Here is a 14,686-nt window from a genome sequence, read left to right as displayed (position 1 = left end):
CGGTCCGGTGACCAGTCGACCGACTGATGCGCGAGCCTGCGCCTTCACAGGACGCTCACTCCATGACAACCGTCATTGGATCCGCCGGCATCGGATCCTCCGAACTGACACGCTGGTGTCCGACGGCCTCCGCGGGGCCGCGAACCAAAGTACTGACCACCCGCTCGGTACCGGCGCGCGAGAGCCTCGACTACTGGCACGACGCCGTGCTCGCGACCCTCGTGGGAATGGACATCGCGACCGAGAGCGGCACCTACGACGCGACCATGCGCACCGACCACCTCGGAGACCTCCAGATCACCACGGTGGAGTGCGACCCGGGCCGGGTCCACCGGGCGCCGCGCTTCATCGCCCGCGGTGACGGCCGGCACGTCTTCGTGGCCCTGCAGAGCACCGGCCGGGCCCTGGTCGAACAGGACGGCCGCACCACCGAGTTGCGCGCAGGGGACATCGGGTTCTTCGAGACGGTACGACCCTTCCGCACCACCTTCCCGGAACGCTTCCGCCTGAGGATCTTCGCGGTCCCACGGCATCTGCTCCATCGTCCGGAGTCCGACCTGGAGCAACTCACCGCGCGGGCACTGCGCCCGGACGACGGTCTGTGCGCCCTGCTCGCGCCGATGATGGAGCGGCTCGCGGACACCTCCGAGATGTACACGACACCGGTCGCCGAACGACTGGCCGAGGGCGTCATCGACCTGATGGCGGCCGCCGCGGCGAGCCGGCTGGGCGAGGATTGCGCCCAACTGCCCGGTCGCGACCGTGTTCTGCTGCAGCAGATCAGGACCTTCGTCCGCTGGCACCTGTCGGACCCCGGCCTCACCCCCCAGGTCATCGCCGATCACCACGGCATCTCCGTCCGCTATCTGCACCGGCTGTTCGAGACCGAGGACACCACCTTGTCCCAGTGGATCCGCGAGCTGCGCCTGCACGAGTGCCGCAAGGAACTCGCCGTACAGGCGCCGGGATCCGTCAGCCTCGGCCAGGTCGCGCGACGCTGGGGTTTCACCAGCCCGTCCCAGTTCAGCAAGGCCTTCCGCGGCTCCGTCGGTCTGTCGCCCACGGACTGGCTCCAGGAAGAGCGTGCGAGCCGCGTGGCGGGAGAGGCACCGTGTTCACAGGCGCGCTGACCACGCCGGGTCAGGGCTTCACCTTCTCCACCCGGAACATCGCTCCCGGCGAGCGCCTCACCGCCTGGCAGCGCGCGCTCTCGCAGGTCTTCGTGGACCTTGAGGCCACCGCGGAGCGCGGCCGCCCGTGGGCGGGCGAACTCACCGCGGAACGTCTGGGCGTTCTGCAGATCGCCACCGAGGAATCCGGCCCGGGAACCATCCTGCGCAGTGCCCGCTCGGTGGTGGCGGACTCCCGCACCCACATTCTGGTGCGGCAGCAACTGGACGGGACCGCACTGCTGTTGCAGGACGGCCGCACGGCCGAACTCGCCCCAGGGCGCCTCGCGTTCCACGACGCGGGGCGCCCTTTCAGGATCGTGCTGCCACAGCCGCAGCGGGCCCGGATCCTCATGCTGCCCCGGGCACGGCTGCGCCTGACGGAGGGACAACTGGCCGCCCTCACGGCCACGGTGATGGACGAGGTCGAAGGGGGCGCGGCGGCCCTGCTCCTGCCGCTGCTGCGCGGGATCGTCGAAGAGGTCACCAGGTCCACCGTGGCCCGACGCGAACAACTCGCCCGCGTCGCCGTGGAGATCCTGGCCACCGTCGCCCTGGAACAGGTCGGCAGGCGGCCGACGCCCGCGCTGTGGGAGCGGATCACGGCATCCGTCCAGGCCCGGCTCTCGGAACCCGGACTCGCCCCGCAGGACATCGCCGACCAGCACGGCATCTCCCTGCGCTACCTGCACCGCCTCTTCCAGCTGCACGGCACCACCGTCAACGCCTGGGTGCGCGCCCGACGCCTCGAGGCGGCACGCCATGAACTCGCCCGCCCCGGCGCGGCCCATCGGTCGGTCGCCGCCGTGGCCGTCCACTGGGGCTTCACCAGCCCCTCCCACTTCAGCCGGACCTTCCGCGAGACGTACGGCATGTCGCCGGTGCAGTGGCGCAGCGCCGCCACACAGGCCGACACGACCGGAGCAACCCCCTTCGTGGACGAGCCGCAGCCGGCGTACGGGCGGACCGGACGCGCCGCATCCGCAGAGGGCGGGGAGGCATTGCCGAGCCTGAGGCGGACAATCGGCGCCCCGGGCCGCTGAGCCCCGCCTCCCCACAGCCGGAGCCGTTCCCCTGCAGCCCGTGCCCGGAGCAATGCCGGCGTGCGGGCATGCGGCGTGCGGCGCCCCGGGTGCGTGCACGGCCGGCCGGATGCCCGCTCACGCCCGTTCTCTTGTCCAGGAGCGCACAGTCCCACCTCGGAAGGTGGTCGACGGGGGTGCCGGCGCGGATACTGGTGAAGCATCACCGTGTGCCGAGAGGGCACCGGTGTGGTGCGAGGAACTGGTGAGGGGTGGCAGCCCGCTCCCGCCGGTCAGGGACGACGAGGGAGCGCAGTTGACCGACGACGCGATGGGTGACGACGTCTACCAGCCGGACGGGTCGGAGGTGCAGGACGACGCCGGCCTGCTCGACGCGTCGGACACGCTGGACTACCGGGGCGGCGACGAGGCCCTGGACGAGGGGTACTCGCCCCCGGAGAGGCCCTGGGCAGTGGAGCACACCGGCGTCACTGCGTCGGAGCGGTGGCGGGGGGAGAGCCTGGACGAGCGCCTTTCCGAGGAGGTCCCGGACATCGGTGACCTGCGGGGCGACGGTATCGGCGATACTTGGGACACCGACGGTGAGCTCATCGACGACGAGGTCGGCGGCGAGCGCGCCGGACGGCTCGTCGGGCTCGACGAGGGCAGCCATGAGATCACCGAGTCCGACCTGTTCGCCTCCGACAGGGGGCTGGACGGGGCCGGGGCATCGGCGGAGGAGGCGGCGATGCATGTGATCCCGGACTCCGAGACCTACTGACGTTCTGGACCGGAACCGCTCTGCCCGCACCGCGGGGCGGACCGGTACGCCCAAGGGCAAGGGCGCGTGCGCTGCCGGCACACGCGCGGCGGTGACGCCCGCATACGCTGATGCGGCACCAGGCCGCTGGTCACGCCTGCTGCCCGATACGGAGGATCGCCGCGTGAACGCTGTTGAACCGGGTTCGGACGACAGTCATTCCCATACGTCCGACAAGAATCACCCTCATATCCGGCACATCGTGGAACGGATGGCCGAGCATCACCGGCGTGTCCGGGCCGAACACGAGGAGGCCGCCCTGGAGGAGGCGATAGAAGGGGCGGCATTCGACATGGGGGCCGATATCGGACACCCCACGCCCGGCCAGGGGGAAACCGGGTACGACGTCGATACCGATCTCGGCATCGAACCGAAATAGATCCTCGGCGGCGACTGAAAAGCACGTCCCGATCACTTTTTTTACGAGAGTCGTGAGGCCCGCCCGATATTCGGGCGGGCCTCACGACTCAGCCGTTCCAGTCGGTGAGGAAGTCGAGGAGCTCCGCGTTCACGACGTCCGGGCGTTCCTCCTGGCAGAGGTGCCCGCACTGGGGGACGGGCACGCCACGGACGTTGCGCGCCAGCCCCTTCCACACGTCCAGGACGTCGTAGGCCTGTCCCACCGCGCTGAAGTCCTCTCCCCAGATGGTCAGCACCGGACAGTCGATGAGCTGGTCGGCGTCCTCGGTGTCCTGGGCGACGTCCTGGGACGCCGCGCGGTAGTCCATGCAGGAACCCCGCACCGCCCCCGGCTGCTGATAGGCCCGCACGTAGACCGCGATCTCCTCGGAGGTCAGCATGTCCGGGTTGTACGACCAGCTCCGGTAGAAGTGGGTCAGCCAGATCTCCTCACGGCCGGCGATCAGCGCCTCGGGCAGGTCGGGAACGCCGAGGAAGGTGAAGAACCAGTACCCCTGCCGGGCGAGGCCCACGTCGTAGGTCTCGGCGATGATCCGGGTGGGAATGTTGTCCATGGCCACGAAGCGGTCGATCCGGTCACGGTGGTCCTTGGCGAACCGGGTGCCGACGCGTGCGCCGCGGTCGTGGCCGATCAGGGCGATGCGCTGATGGCCCAGGTGGTCCATCAGCGCGATGACGTCGTTCGCCATGGTCCGCTTGTCGTAGCCGGAGGCCGGCTTCTCCGTGTCGCCGTAGCCGCGAAGATCCGGGGCGATCACGGTGAACCGCTCGGCGAGCGCCGGGATCTGCTTCCGCCAGCCGTACCAGGTCTCCGGGAAGCCGTGCAGGAGATAGACCGGCGGACCCTCTCCCGCGCTGACCCAGTGCTGTCTGATCCCGTTGAGTTCGGCGGTGTGGTGGGTGATGCCGGTCGGTTCTGCGCTCATGGGCTCTCAACCTGTGGATTTGGAATTCCCTTTACATGGCCGTTCAGTGCGCCGCGCAGAACGTTATGGATTCCCTTCCGGGACACTTTACCGAGGGCGCACCACGTGTACGCCTCCAGTGCACAACGATCCGCCGGGTACTTCCCGTCTGCATAAACTCCGTTGCCGAGTCGGAGCGCGGCCGGCCGCCATCCCGAATTGCTACGGAGATTCCTATGGCACTGCTCGATCCGGAACCTGGAAAGCTGCGACCGCCGACCACCGGCGGTCCGGCCGCCGACCGGGTGGCGGAGGACCGGGCGTCAGGAACGCCGGAGGCCCTGCGGACGGATCTGGTCCGTCTGCTGGGCGAGCACAAGGTGCTGCACTCGCTCTCCGACCTGGTGAAGTACGCCTCGGATGCCAGCCCGTACCGCTTCGTGCCCATGGTGGTGGTGATCGCCGAGACCGTCGAGGATGTGGCGGCCGTGTTGCGGTACGCCCATGAGCACCGGCGGGAGATCGTCTTCCGGGCGGCGGGGACCTCGTTGAACGGGCAGGCCCAGGGCAAGGACATCCTGGTCGACGTGCGCCGCCACTGGACCGGCGTCGAGGTGCTCGGCGACGGCACCGAGGCGAGGATCGGGCCCGGCACGACCGTGGGACGTGTCAACGTCGCGCTCGCCCGGCACGGCCGGCTGATGGGGCCCGACCCGGCGAGTTCCAGTGCGTGCACCGTCGGAGGCGTCGTCGCCAACAACGCCTCGGGAATGACCGCCGGAGTCACCCGCAACTCCTACCGGCTGCTGTCCTCTCTCACGCTCGTCCTCCCCTCGGGGACGGTGGTGGACACCGCGGCACCGGACGCCGACGAGGCACTCCGGAAGGCGGAGCCGGACCTTTATGCGGGGCTGCTGGCTCTGAAGACCGAGATCGAGGGCGACGGCGAACTCACGGCCCGTATCCGCGCGAAGTACGAGTTGAAGAACACCAACGGCTACCGTCTCGACGCCTTTCTGGACGGCTCGACCCCCGTGGAGATCCTGCGCGGGCTGATGGTCGGTTCCCAGGGCACCCTGGGATTCATCGCCGAAACGGTCTTCCGGACGGTTTCCCTGGACCGTCGCACCCACACCGCGCTGCTGTGCTTCCCCCGTCTCACGGACGCCGCGGCAGCGGTACCGCTCTTCAACGCCGCCGGGGCGCGGGCGGTCGAGCTGATGGACGGAAACACCCTCCGCGCCTGCGCGAGCGTCGACGGGGTTCCCGCCGACTGGGCCGAGATCCCCCCGGAGACCGCCGCCCTGCTGGTGGAGTTCCGGGCCCCGGACGAGTCGGCGCACCAGGCCAACCGGCAAGCCGCCGCCGAAGTCCTGGCGAAACTGACGCTGGTGGACCCGGTGGCGTCCATCACCAACCGTTTCGTCGAGGACCCGGCCACGGTCAGAACGTACTGGCACGCCCGCGAGGCCTTCATGACAGCGGTCGGCAAGGCCCGGCCGACCGGATCGTCGCTGATCACCGAGGACTTCGCGGTCCCGCCTTCGCGCCTCGCGGAGGCCTGCGAAGCGCTGTCCGAACTGCAGCGCGGCCACGGCTACGAGGTCGCTGTCGCAGGGCACGCGGCCCACGGCAACCTGCACTTCCTGCTGGCTCTCGACGCCTCCCGCCCGGAGGACGTCCGGCGCTACGCGGCCTTCATGGACGAGTTCTGCGCCATGGTGGTGGACCGCTTCGACGGATCGCTCAAGGCGGAGCATGCCACCGGCCGGAACATGACACCGTTCCTCGAGGCCGAGTGGGGGCCCCGCGCCACCGAGTTGATGTGGCGGGTCAAGGAGATGTTCGACCCGGCCGGCGTACTCGCACCGGGGGTCGTGCTCAACCGCGATCCAAAAGCGCATCTGCAGGGCCTGAAGGCCATACCGACGATCGAGGCCGTCGCGGACCCCTGCATCGAGTGCGGTTTCTGCGAGCCCGTGTGCCCGAGCCGGGACCTCACCACCACACCACGCCAGCGGATCGTGCTGCGGCGCGAGATGATGCGTCAGCCCGTCGGATCACCTGTCATGGACAGCTTGCTGGAGTCCTACGGCTATGACGCGGTCGACACCTGTGCCGGTGACTCGAGCTGCAAAACAGCCTGCCCGGTGGGCATCGACACCGGTGCCATGATGAAGAGGTTCCGCCACCAGCGGCACTCGGACCGGGAGGAGCGGAACGCGGCCCGTGTCGCGCAGCGGTTCTCCCTGGTGGAATCGTCGGTGCGCACCGCGCTCGGCGTCGCGGACCACGTCAGCGACAAGGTCCTGGGGAGCGTCACCTCGGCGGTGCGCAAGGCCGTCTCGCCGGACCTGGTGCCCGAATGGCTGCCCGGCATGCCGTCCCCCGCGAGTACGCGGCTGCCCGACACGGACCGGCAGAGCGCCGTCGCCGTCTACTACGTGGCCTGCGTCAACCGGATCTTCGCGGGACCGCACGGCAGCGACGGGCCGTCCCTGCCCGAGGCGATCGTCGAGGTCTCCTGCCGTGCCGGACGGCCGGTCTGGATCCCGTCGGACATGGCGGGTTCCTGCTGCGCGACCATCTGGCACTCCAAGGGGTACGACGTCGGCAACACCCTCATGGCGAACCGAATCGTCGAGCGGGCCTGGGAGTGGACCGACGGCGGACGGCTGCCGCTCATCGTGGACGCGTCGTCCTGCACCCTCGGTATCGGGCACGAGGTCGAACCGTATCTGACGCCCGAAAACCTCCGAAAGCATCAGGCACTCACCGTCGTGGACTCGGTGGTCTGGGCCGCCACCGAGTTGCTGCCTCACCTGAAGGTCACCGACCGGATCGACAGCGCGGTGATCCACCCCACCTGTTCGATGCGACATCTCGGCGACGTCGAAGAACTGCGCGCGGTCGCGCAGTTCGTCGCGCAGGATGTCAGCGTGCCCGTCTACGCGGAGTGCTGCGGCTTCGCCGGCGACCGTGGACTGCTGCACAAGGAGCTGACCGAAGCGGCCACCGTACACGAGGCGGCGGAGGTCACCGCGCGTGACTTCGACGCGCATCTGTCGGCCAACCGCACCTGTGAGATCGGCATGGAGCACGTCACCGGCCGCCCGTACCACTCGGCGTTGCTGGCACTGGAACGCGCCACCCGCCCGCCCCGTACGCGCTGAACCGACAACGTCGGCCCCTCTACACCGACCATCGCACCAGGAGTGTGCCGTGCGCATCGCCAATCTCGCCAGCCGACTGGTCCTGATCACCGCCGACGGGGCGGTCGACGTCCAGAAGGCCAGCGGCGATCTGTTCTCCTTCGACCCGCAGGAGGTGTACTCCCGCTGGACGGAGTTCCGTGACTGGGCCGCCCAGGCCGACCTCGGCGGCGCCGTGCCCTTCGACCCGGCGGCCCTCGGCGCACCGACGCCCACTCCCCGCCAGGTGTTCGCCGCCGGCCTGAACTACCGCGAGCACGTCACGGAGGCGGGTTTCACCGCCCCCGAGGGCATGCCGCCGGTCTTCACCAAGTTCCCGACGAGCATCACCGGACCGGTGACCGAGGTGAAGCTGCCTGAGGGCGGCCACACCGACTGGGAGGTGGAACTCGTCGTCGTCGTCGGCCGCAGGGCGTACCAGGTGTCCGAAGCCGATGCCTGGAGTCATGTCGCCGGTCTGACGGTGGGACAGGACATCTCGGAACGCGTTCTCCAAATGGCCGGCCCGGCCGCCCAGTTCTCCCTCGGCAAGTCCTTTCCCGGCTTCACTCCCATGGGCCCCTGGCTCGTGACGCCGGACGAGTTCGACAACCCCGACGACCTGGAACTGACCTGCGCCATCAACGGCGAGGAGGTCCAGCGCGGCCGTACCAGGCAGCTGATCTTCTCCGTGCCCGCGCTCATCGCGAAGTTGTCCGGGGTGCTCACGCTGCTGCCGGGCGACGTCATCTTCACCGGTACCCCGGCCGGCGTCGGCCTCGGCCGATCGCCCCAGCGCTGGCTCGCGCCCGGCGACGAACTGGTCAGCTCCATCGAGGGCATCGGTGAACTGCGCCAGCGGTTCGTCGGCTGAGCGTTCGCCGCACGGCTGAACGTTCACCGCACCGCTCTCCGGGGCAGCGCCGAGTCCTGTTCCGGGAACACACCCATATCCGTATACCAAGAGAGGGGACATCACCATGTCCAGGAACAAGGAAAGAATACGTACCGGCCTGCTGGCCACCGCCATGGCGGCCACGATCACCGTCACCGTCACGAGTGTGGCGACAGCCGCTTCCGGCCCGGTGTCGGACGTGCGTTTCGTGGCACATCTCAACAAGGACGACGGGCAGCGACCGGAGAACATCACCCTGGAGCCCGACGGCGGAGCGGACGTCACCTTCGCCTTCTCCCGCCAGGTCGCCCGCATCACCCCCGACGGCCGGGCACACGTCCTCGCGACCCTGCCGGCGCCCCCGGCCGGGTCCAGCACCCCGGCCCTGGGTTCACCGTTCCTCGGGGGTGTCGTCCGCGCCTCGGACGGGAGCCTGTACTTCCTGTACGCCACCGGGACCAGCGACCTCACCGGTCTGTGGCGTCTGCGTCCGGGCGGCACCGCGCAGCGCATCGCCGCGCTCCCGGCCGACAGTCTGCCCAACGGCCTGGCCCTCGACCGGCGGAGCGGCCGGCTGTACATAGCCGACTCCGTCCTGGGCACGGTCTGGCGCGTGCCGGTCACCGGAGGCACACCCATCAAGTGGGCCACCGGTCCCGAGCTGGAGCCCGCCGGCTTCCTGGGAGCCAACGGCATCAAGATCCACAACGGCGCGGCCTGGGTGTCCAACCTGGACAAGGGCACCGTGCTGCGCATCCCCCTCACCTGCCACGGCAACGCCGGGCGTATCGAGACCCGGGCCACCGGGCTGGTCAACATCGACGACATCGCCTTCACCGGTGCCGGTGACACCCTCCTCGCGGCGATCAACAAGAGCAACGAGATCGCCCTGGTCAGGCCCGACGGCAGCCACACCACGGTGCTGACCGCCGCCGACGGGCTGCAGAACCCGACCTCGCTCGCCGTACGGGGCGGCACGGCCTACATCGCCAACGGTGCCTACTTCACCGACATCGACCCGAACCTCCTCGCCGCCCACCTCGACCAGGGCAAGCAGCGACCCAGCGGAAGGACCACCTGATGGACCAGCAGGACACAGCACAGTCGACCGACTTCGACCCCGACGCGCACCTCGTCGTCCCTGCCAGGACCTTCGAGGACCTGCGCATCGGCGAAGTCTTCCGGGCGCCCAGCCGGACCCTGACGGATGCCCATGCGGCAGCGTTCCAGACGGTCTCCGCCGACAACCATCCCGTGCACTACGACGCCGAGTGGGCGCGCAAGCACGGACACTCCGCGCCGGTGGTCCACGGCCTTCAGGTACTGGCCTTCACGGCGCCCGGGGCCACCCTGTTCCCGCACGTCATCGGCGAGGTCTTCATCAGTTTCGTCGAACTGTCCTGCACCTTCCTCGGGGAGGTGCACTCCGGGGACACCCTGTACCCCGCCCTCACCGTCACCGGACTGGAGCCCGAGGGTGACACCGGCATCGTTGTCACGCGCGCCACCATCCACAACCAGCGCGGCGAACTCGTGCTGTCGGGCCAGCACAAGTACAAGCTCCGGCGCAACTAGGCCGTGCGCTAGAAGCCGAGACCGCGTGCATCCGCAGACAACCGGCCGATCCCGGCCTGAGTAGCTTCAGCCACAGAGGCGCCTGAACCGCCGGCGACCTCCTCGCCCCATTCCTGAAATCCCCGAAATCCCCGAAATCCCCGAAATCCCTGAAATCCCCGATCCGCGTTTCCTTCCGAAGGAACTCCCATGACCGATTCCGCACCCACCGTCGTCCTCGTCCACGGTGCCTTCGCCGACGCGTCCAGCTTCGCGCGCGTCATCCCCGAGCTGCTGGCCGACGGACTGAAGGTGCTCGCCCCGGCCGTACCCAACCGCAGCCTGACCGGCGACGCCGCCTACATCGCCTCGATCGTCCGGCAGATCGACGGTCCCGTCATCCTGGTGGGGCACTCCTACGGCGGTGCCGTCATCACCGTCGCGGGCGCCGAGGACAACGTCAAGGGCCTCGTCTACCTCGCCGGGTACGCCCTGGAAGAGGGCGAGAGCCTGGGCGAGCTGCAGGGCCGGTTCCCCGACTCCGATCTGGCCGCGGCGCTGGTCTTCTCGCCGTACCCGGTCGAGGGTTCGACCGAGCCCGGCACCGACGTGACCGTCGAGCCCGACAAGTTCCCCGCGATCTTCGCCGCCGACGTGGACCCGGACCTCGCCAAGGTGCTCGCCGTCTCGCAGCGCCCCCTGGCCGGTGCGGCCTTCGCCGAGGCGGCCCCGGTCGCCGCGTGGAAGAACAAGCCGTCCTGGGGTCTGGTGTCGTCCGCGGACCACACCATCAACCCGGACGTCGAGCGCTTCGGCTACGAGCGCGCCGGCATGACCACCGTCGAGGTCGACTCCTCCCACCTGGTCATGCTCGCGCGCCCCAAGGAAGTCGCGGACCTGATCCGCGAAGCCGTCCGGAGCACCAGCGCCTGACCCCGCCGGCACGCGTCACGACCACTCCTTCACGCCAAAGGAAGCGCACATGAGAGCCATTCCCCGGCCGCGCACGCGAAGAGGGCGCGCGCTCGCCGCGTCCTGCGTGCTGGCGGCCGCCGTCGCCGTGTTCGCCTCGACCTCGCAGGTGACCGCGGCACCGTCGAACGCGGCGGCCGCCGAGACGGCCAGCGGCGCCAAGCCGACGATCGTGCTGGTGCACGGTGCGTGGGCCGACGCCTCCAGCTGGAACGCCGTCATGGTCCGCCTCCAGCAGGCCGGTTACACCGTCTACGCCCCGCCGAACCCGCTGCGCGGTGTCTCCCACGACGCCGAGACGCTGGCCTCGTTCGTGTCGACCATCCCCGGCCCGGTCGTCCTGGTCGGCCACTCCTACGGCGGCATGGTCATCACCAACGCGGCGGCGAAGAGCCCCAACGTGAAGGCGCTCGTGTACGACGACGCGTACATCCCCGCCGAGGGGGAGACCGTGTTCCAGATCAACGGGGCCGAGCCCGGCTCGTGCGTCACCGCCGAACCGACGACCTTCCTGAACCTGGTGCCCTACCCGGGAGGACCGGCCGGCGACGTCGACGCCTACCTCAAGTGGGCGCCGAACGGCGCGTACCAGGGCTTCCAGGACTGCTTCGCCAACGGTGTGCCCACCGGACAGGCGCGGCTCCTCGCCGCGGGACAGCGGCCCTTCGCCGTCAGCGCGGGCTCGGAGCCCTCCGGCGCTCCCGCCTGGAAGTCCCTCCCGTCCTGGGCCGTCGTCGGCACCGACGACCACGTCATCGTCCCGGCGGAGCAGCGGGCCATGGCCAAGCGTGCGAACGCCCACGTCACCGAGGTGGCGGCGGGCCACCTGTCGCTGGTCACGCGCCCCGACGTGGTCACCCGCGTCATCACCGCCGCGGCCCGGTCCGTCGGCTGACGCCGACCGGAGAGGGCGGCCGCCCTCAGCGCAGGGGCGCCCAGGTGTCGCGAGCCCAGTCGGCGAAGCGGGTCCAGGGCACCTGCGGGTGGGCGGCGCGCAGGGCCGGGATGTCGACGCGGTATCCGGGGCCGTTGAGGAACGACCACATCGCGTGCATGTCCGGATTGCGGATCACCGAAAGCGGCACGTACTCGTAGCGGACGGTCCGGCCCAGACCCGCGCCGAGTGCGGCCGCCATCTCCGTGGGGGTGGGTGCGTCACCCGCCAGCTCGATCCGCTGCCCGACGTAGGGACGCGGATCGAGCAGCACTTCCGCCGCGAACGCGCCGAGGTCGGGGCGGGCAAGCTGCTGCAGCGGCCGATCGGCCGGCAGCGGCATATCGAGAATGCCGTCGACAATGCGCTCCGCACCGCCGAGCGCATTGTCGAAGAAGTACGTCGGCCCCAGGATCGTGTACGGCACATCGCCGGAGACGAGTTCCGCCTCGATGCGCGCCTTGCTCTCGAAGTGCGGCACCCCGGTCTGCTGGTCGGCCCCGGCCACGGAGCTGAACACGAGATGCGGAACGCGCGTCTCCGCCGCGGCGGAGAGAATCGCCCGCCCCTGAGCGACCTCCGCTTCGATGCCGGCCTCGAAGGGCGTGGTGTACGCGAAGACAGCCGTCACGCCGCTCATCGCGGCGGCGAGCGACCCACGGTCGCTCAGGGAGCCCGCCACCACGTCGACGCCCAGGTCGGCCAGTTCGCGTGCGGCCGACCGGGCGGGATCACGTACCAGTGCGCGGACCCGGGCTCCGTGGCCCAGCAGCGCATCGGTCACCGCCCCGCCCTGTCCGCCGGTCGCCGCAAGCACCAAGATCGTCTCATCGGCCATCGATGAACTTCCTTCCTCACAGACGGGCGGCGATGGATCATCACCAGCCGCCCACGGTAGCCGTCCGCCCCGGACGACACGCTCAGCATCGCAGCGAGCCGTCCGGCCGGCGGAGAAGTGGGCGCTGGAGAGCCTGTCCCGGTGCACGCACAGTCATGAGCACCGTGTGACCGGCGCCTAGCGTTCGACACCTCATACGAATTGCCGAAAGAACGAGGAAACCATGCAGTTCGGCATCTTCTCGGTCGGGGATGTGACGTCCGATCCGACGAACGCCCGCACTCCGTCGGAGCACGAACGCATCAAGGCGATGGTCGCCATCGCCCTCAAGGCGGAGGAGGTGGGCCTGGACGTCTTCGCGACCGGTGAGCACCACAACCCGCCGTTCGTGCCGTCGTCCCCGACCACGATGCTCGGCTACATAGCCGCCCGCACCGAGAAGCTGATCCTGTCCACCGCCACGACGCTGATCACCACCAACGACCCGGTGAAGATCGCGGAGGACTACGCGATGCTCCAGCACCTGGCCGACGGCCGGGTGGACCTGATGATGGGCCGCGGCAACACCGGTCCCGTCTACCCGTGGTTCGGCCAGGACATCCGGGAGGGCATCAACCTCGCCCGGGAGAACTACGCCCTGCTGCGACGGCTGTGGCGCGAGGACGTCGTCGACTGGGAAGGGAAGTTCCGCACACCCCTGCAGGCCTTCACCGCCACGCCCCGCCCGCTGGACGGCGTACCGCCGTTCGTCTGGCACGGCTCCATCCGCTCCCCGGAGATCGCCGAGCAGGCCGCCTACTACGGCGACGGCTTCTTCCACAACAACATCTTCTGGCCCACCGAACACACCAAGCGGATGGTCCAGCTGTACCGGCGGCGATACGCGTTCCACGGGCACGGCCGCCCCGAGGAGGCCATCGTCGGTCTCGGCGGGCAGGTGTTCATGCGGAAGAACTCGCAGGACGCCGTGAAGGAGTTCCGGCCGTACTTCGACAACGCGCCGGTCTACGGGCACGGTCCCTCGCTGGAGGACTTCACCAAGGAGACCCCGCTGACCGTGGGCTCGCCGCAGGAGGTCATCGAGCGCACGCTGTCGTTCCGGGAGTCCGTCGGTGACTACCAGCGCCAGCTGTTCCTGATGGACCACGCGGGACTGCCGCTGAAGACCGTCCTGGAGCAGCTCGACATCCTCGGCGAAGAGGTGGTGCCGGTCCTGCGCAAGGAGTTCGCGATCGGGCGCCCCGCCGACGTACCGGACGCGCCGACGCACGCGGCGCAGGTGGCCGCCGCGGCGAACTCGAAGGGAGAGAGCGCCGCATGAAACTCGTCGCCGTGTCCGCGGGGTTGAGCACCCCGTCCTCCACCCGACTGCTCGCGGACCGTCTCGCCGAGTCGGTCGGAAGCGAACTCGCCGGTCAGGGCCACGACGTGGAGACCGAGGTCATCGAACTTCGCGAACTGGCCGTCGGCATCGCCAACAACTTCGTGACCGGATTCCCGCCGGCTCCCGTGGCCACCGCGATCGACACCGTGACGCGGGCCGGCGGTCTGATCGTGGTCTCACCCGTGTTCACCGCCTCCTACAGCGGACTGTTCAAGTCCTTCTTCGACCTGATCGACCCGAACGCCCTCACCGGCAAACCGGTTCTGATCGCCGCGACGGGAGGCACGGCCCGCCACTCCCTGGTCCTGGAGCACGCGCTGCGCCCGCTGTTCTCCTACCTCCGCGCGACCGTCGTCCCCACCGGGGTCTACGCCGCCTCCGAGGACTGGGGATCCGGCGGCGACGCGTACGCGGAGGGACTGCCCGAGCGCATCCGGCGCGCGGGCGGCGAACTGGCCGCCCTCATGGCTGAACTCCCGGCCGGGACCGCACCCGAGGACGAGGTCGACGAGCTCGAACGCCAGCTGTCCGACCTGCGCTTCGACTGAGACCCACCCACGCAGGAGCCCCCGTAGCAGTGCG

14 protein-coding genes are annotated in these 14,686 nt (G+C 69.7%); 12 read left to right on the top strand and 2 right to left on the bottom strand.

The features are described 5' to 3' along the window. The first annotated feature begins 62 nt into the window (after positions 1–62). The 4 genes from ACWD5D_RS32505 to ACWD5D_RS32490 all read left to right on the top strand — a co-directional run bounded on the left by ACWD5D_RS32505 (position 63) and on the right by ACWD5D_RS32490 (position 3,390). Entirely contained in the window at positions 63–1,130 is a 1,068-nt protein-coding gene (locus ACWD5D_RS32505; RefSeq protein WP_451376365.1) for an AraC-like ligand-binding domain-containing protein, read from the top strand. After that, on the top strand, positions 1,112–2,212 hold the full coding sequence (locus ACWD5D_RS32500; protein ID WP_451376364.1) for a helix-turn-helix domain-containing protein: 1,101 nt from the start codon (positions 1,112–1,114) through the stop codon (positions 2,210–2,212). Before ACWD5D_RS32505 ends, ACWD5D_RS32500 begins: the two co-directional genes overlap by 19 nt. 310 nt (positions 2,213–2,522) lie before the next feature. Next, positions 2,523–2,972: a DUF5709 domain-containing protein gene (locus ACWD5D_RS32495; RefSeq protein WP_451376400.1), complete on the top strand. Its 450-nt coding sequence runs from the start codon at positions 2,523–2,525 to the stop codon at positions 2,970–2,972. A gap of 163 nt (positions 2,973–3,135) precedes the next feature. After that, positions 3,136–3,390, top strand: coding sequence for a hypothetical protein (locus ACWD5D_RS32490; RefSeq protein ID WP_451376363.1), 255 nt, complete (start codon positions 3,136–3,138; stop codon positions 3,388–3,390). 88 nt (positions 3,391–3,478) lie between these two features. Here ACWD5D_RS32490 and ACWD5D_RS32485 read toward each other — a convergent pair whose 3' ends face one another. After that, positions 3,479–4,357, bottom strand: a complete 879-nt coding sequence (locus tag ACWD5D_RS32485; protein ID WP_451376362.1) for an alpha/beta fold hydrolase — start codon at positions 4,355–4,357, stop codon at positions 3,479–3,481. A gap of 215 nt (positions 4,358–4,572) precedes the next feature. Here ACWD5D_RS32485 and ACWD5D_RS32480 point away from each other — a divergent pair, with 215 nt between their 5' ends. From ACWD5D_RS32480 to ACWD5D_RS32455, 6 genes are all read left to right on the top strand, one after another. Then, positions 4,573–7,509, top strand: a complete 2,937-nt coding sequence (locus ACWD5D_RS32480) for an FAD-binding and (Fe-S)-binding domain-containing protein (protein WP_451376361.1) — start codon at positions 4,573–4,575, stop codon at positions 7,507–7,509. 49 nt (positions 7,510–7,558) lie between these two features. Next, entirely contained in the window at positions 7,559–8,401 is an 843-nt protein-coding gene (locus ACWD5D_RS32475) for a fumarylacetoacetate hydrolase family protein (protein ID WP_451376360.1), read from the top strand. Positions 8,402–8,507: 106 nt separating this feature from the next. After that, positions 8,508–9,503: a hypothetical protein gene (locus tag ACWD5D_RS32470; protein ID WP_451376359.1), complete on the top strand. Its 996-nt coding sequence runs from the start codon at positions 8,508–8,510 to the stop codon at positions 9,501–9,503. Continuing rightward, positions 9,503–9,997, top strand: a complete 495-nt coding sequence (locus ACWD5D_RS32465; RefSeq protein ID WP_451376358.1) for a MaoC family dehydratase — start codon at positions 9,503–9,505, stop codon at positions 9,995–9,997. Before ACWD5D_RS32470 ends, ACWD5D_RS32465 begins: the two co-directional genes overlap by 1 nt. A 189-nt stretch (positions 9,998–10,186) precedes the next feature. Next, complete coding sequence (locus ACWD5D_RS32460; protein WP_451376357.1) at positions 10,187–10,909, top strand: alpha/beta fold hydrolase; 723 nt, start codon at positions 10,187–10,189, stop codon at positions 10,907–10,909. Positions 10,910–10,958: 49 nt separating this feature from the next. After that, entirely contained in the window at positions 10,959–11,843 is an 885-nt protein-coding gene (locus tag ACWD5D_RS32455) for an alpha/beta fold hydrolase (protein WP_451376356.1), read from the top strand. Positions 11,844–11,868: 25 nt separating this feature from the next. On the opposite strand, the gene ACWD5D_RS32450 is transcribed toward ACWD5D_RS32455, so the two are convergent. Continuing rightward, positions 11,869–12,720 (bottom strand): NmrA/HSCARG family protein, encoded by an 852-nt coding sequence (locus tag ACWD5D_RS32450; protein ID WP_451376355.1) that lies wholly within the window; start codon positions 12,718–12,720, stop codon positions 11,869–11,871. Between the two features lie 223 nt (positions 12,721–12,943). On the opposite strand from ACWD5D_RS32450, the gene ACWD5D_RS32445 reads away from it, so the two are divergent. Together ACWD5D_RS32445 and ACWD5D_RS32440 are read left to right on the top strand one after the other, a co-directional pair. Beyond that, positions 12,944–14,041, top strand: a complete 1,098-nt coding sequence (locus ACWD5D_RS32445) for an LLM class flavin-dependent oxidoreductase (RefSeq protein ID WP_451376354.1) — start codon at positions 12,944–12,946, stop codon at positions 14,039–14,041. Further along, positions 14,038–14,652, top strand: a complete 615-nt coding sequence (locus tag ACWD5D_RS32440; protein WP_451376353.1) for an FMN reductase — start codon at positions 14,038–14,040, stop codon at positions 14,650–14,652. The genes ACWD5D_RS32445 and ACWD5D_RS32440 overlap by 4 nt, the downstream gene beginning before the upstream one ends. Positions 14,653–14,686: the final 34 nt, after the last annotated feature.

Source organism: Streptomyces sp. NPDC002520, from assembly GCF_053595235.1.
This window is presented reverse-complemented; position numbering and strand designations above follow the sequence as displayed.

Bases quoted from the DNA above. Each gene is read 5' to 3' on its own strand.
- ACWD5D_RS32505 (WP_451376365.1), top strand. From the start codon at position 63: ATGACAACCGTCATTGGATCCGCCGGCATCGGATCCTCCGAACTGACA.
- ACWD5D_RS32495 (WP_451376400.1), top strand. From the start codon at position 2,523: ATGGGTGACGACGTCTACCAGCCGGACGGGTCGGAGGTGCAGGACGAC.
- ACWD5D_RS32485 (WP_451376362.1), bottom strand. From the start codon at position 4,357: ATGAGCGCAGAACCGACCGGCATCACCCACCACACCGCCGAACTCAAC.
- ACWD5D_RS32480 (WP_451376361.1), top strand. From the start codon at position 4,573: ATGGCACTGCTCGATCCGGAACCTGGAAAGCTGCGACCGCCGACCACC.
- ACWD5D_RS32470 (WP_451376359.1), top strand. From the start codon at position 8,508: ATGTCCAGGAACAAGGAAAGAATACGTACCGGCCTGCTGGCCACCGCC.
- ACWD5D_RS32465 (WP_451376358.1), top strand. From the start codon at position 9,503: ATGGACCAGCAGGACACAGCACAGTCGACCGACTTCGACCCCGACGCG.
- ACWD5D_RS32460 (WP_451376357.1), top strand. From the start codon at position 10,187: ATGACCGATTCCGCACCCACCGTCGTCCTCGTCCACGGTGCCTTCGCC.
- ACWD5D_RS32455 (WP_451376356.1), top strand. From the start codon at position 10,959: ATGAGAGCCATTCCCCGGCCGCGCACGCGAAGAGGGCGCGCGCTCGCC.
- ACWD5D_RS32450 (WP_451376355.1), bottom strand. From the start codon at position 12,720: ATGGCCGATGAGACGATCTTGGTGCTTGCGGCGACCGGCGGACAGGGC.
- ACWD5D_RS32445 (WP_451376354.1), top strand. From the start codon at position 12,944: ATGCAGTTCGGCATCTTCTCGGTCGGGGATGTGACGTCCGATCCGACG.
- ACWD5D_RS32440 (WP_451376353.1), top strand. From the start codon at position 14,038: ATGAAACTCGTCGCCGTGTCCGCGGGGTTGAGCACCCCGTCCTCCACC.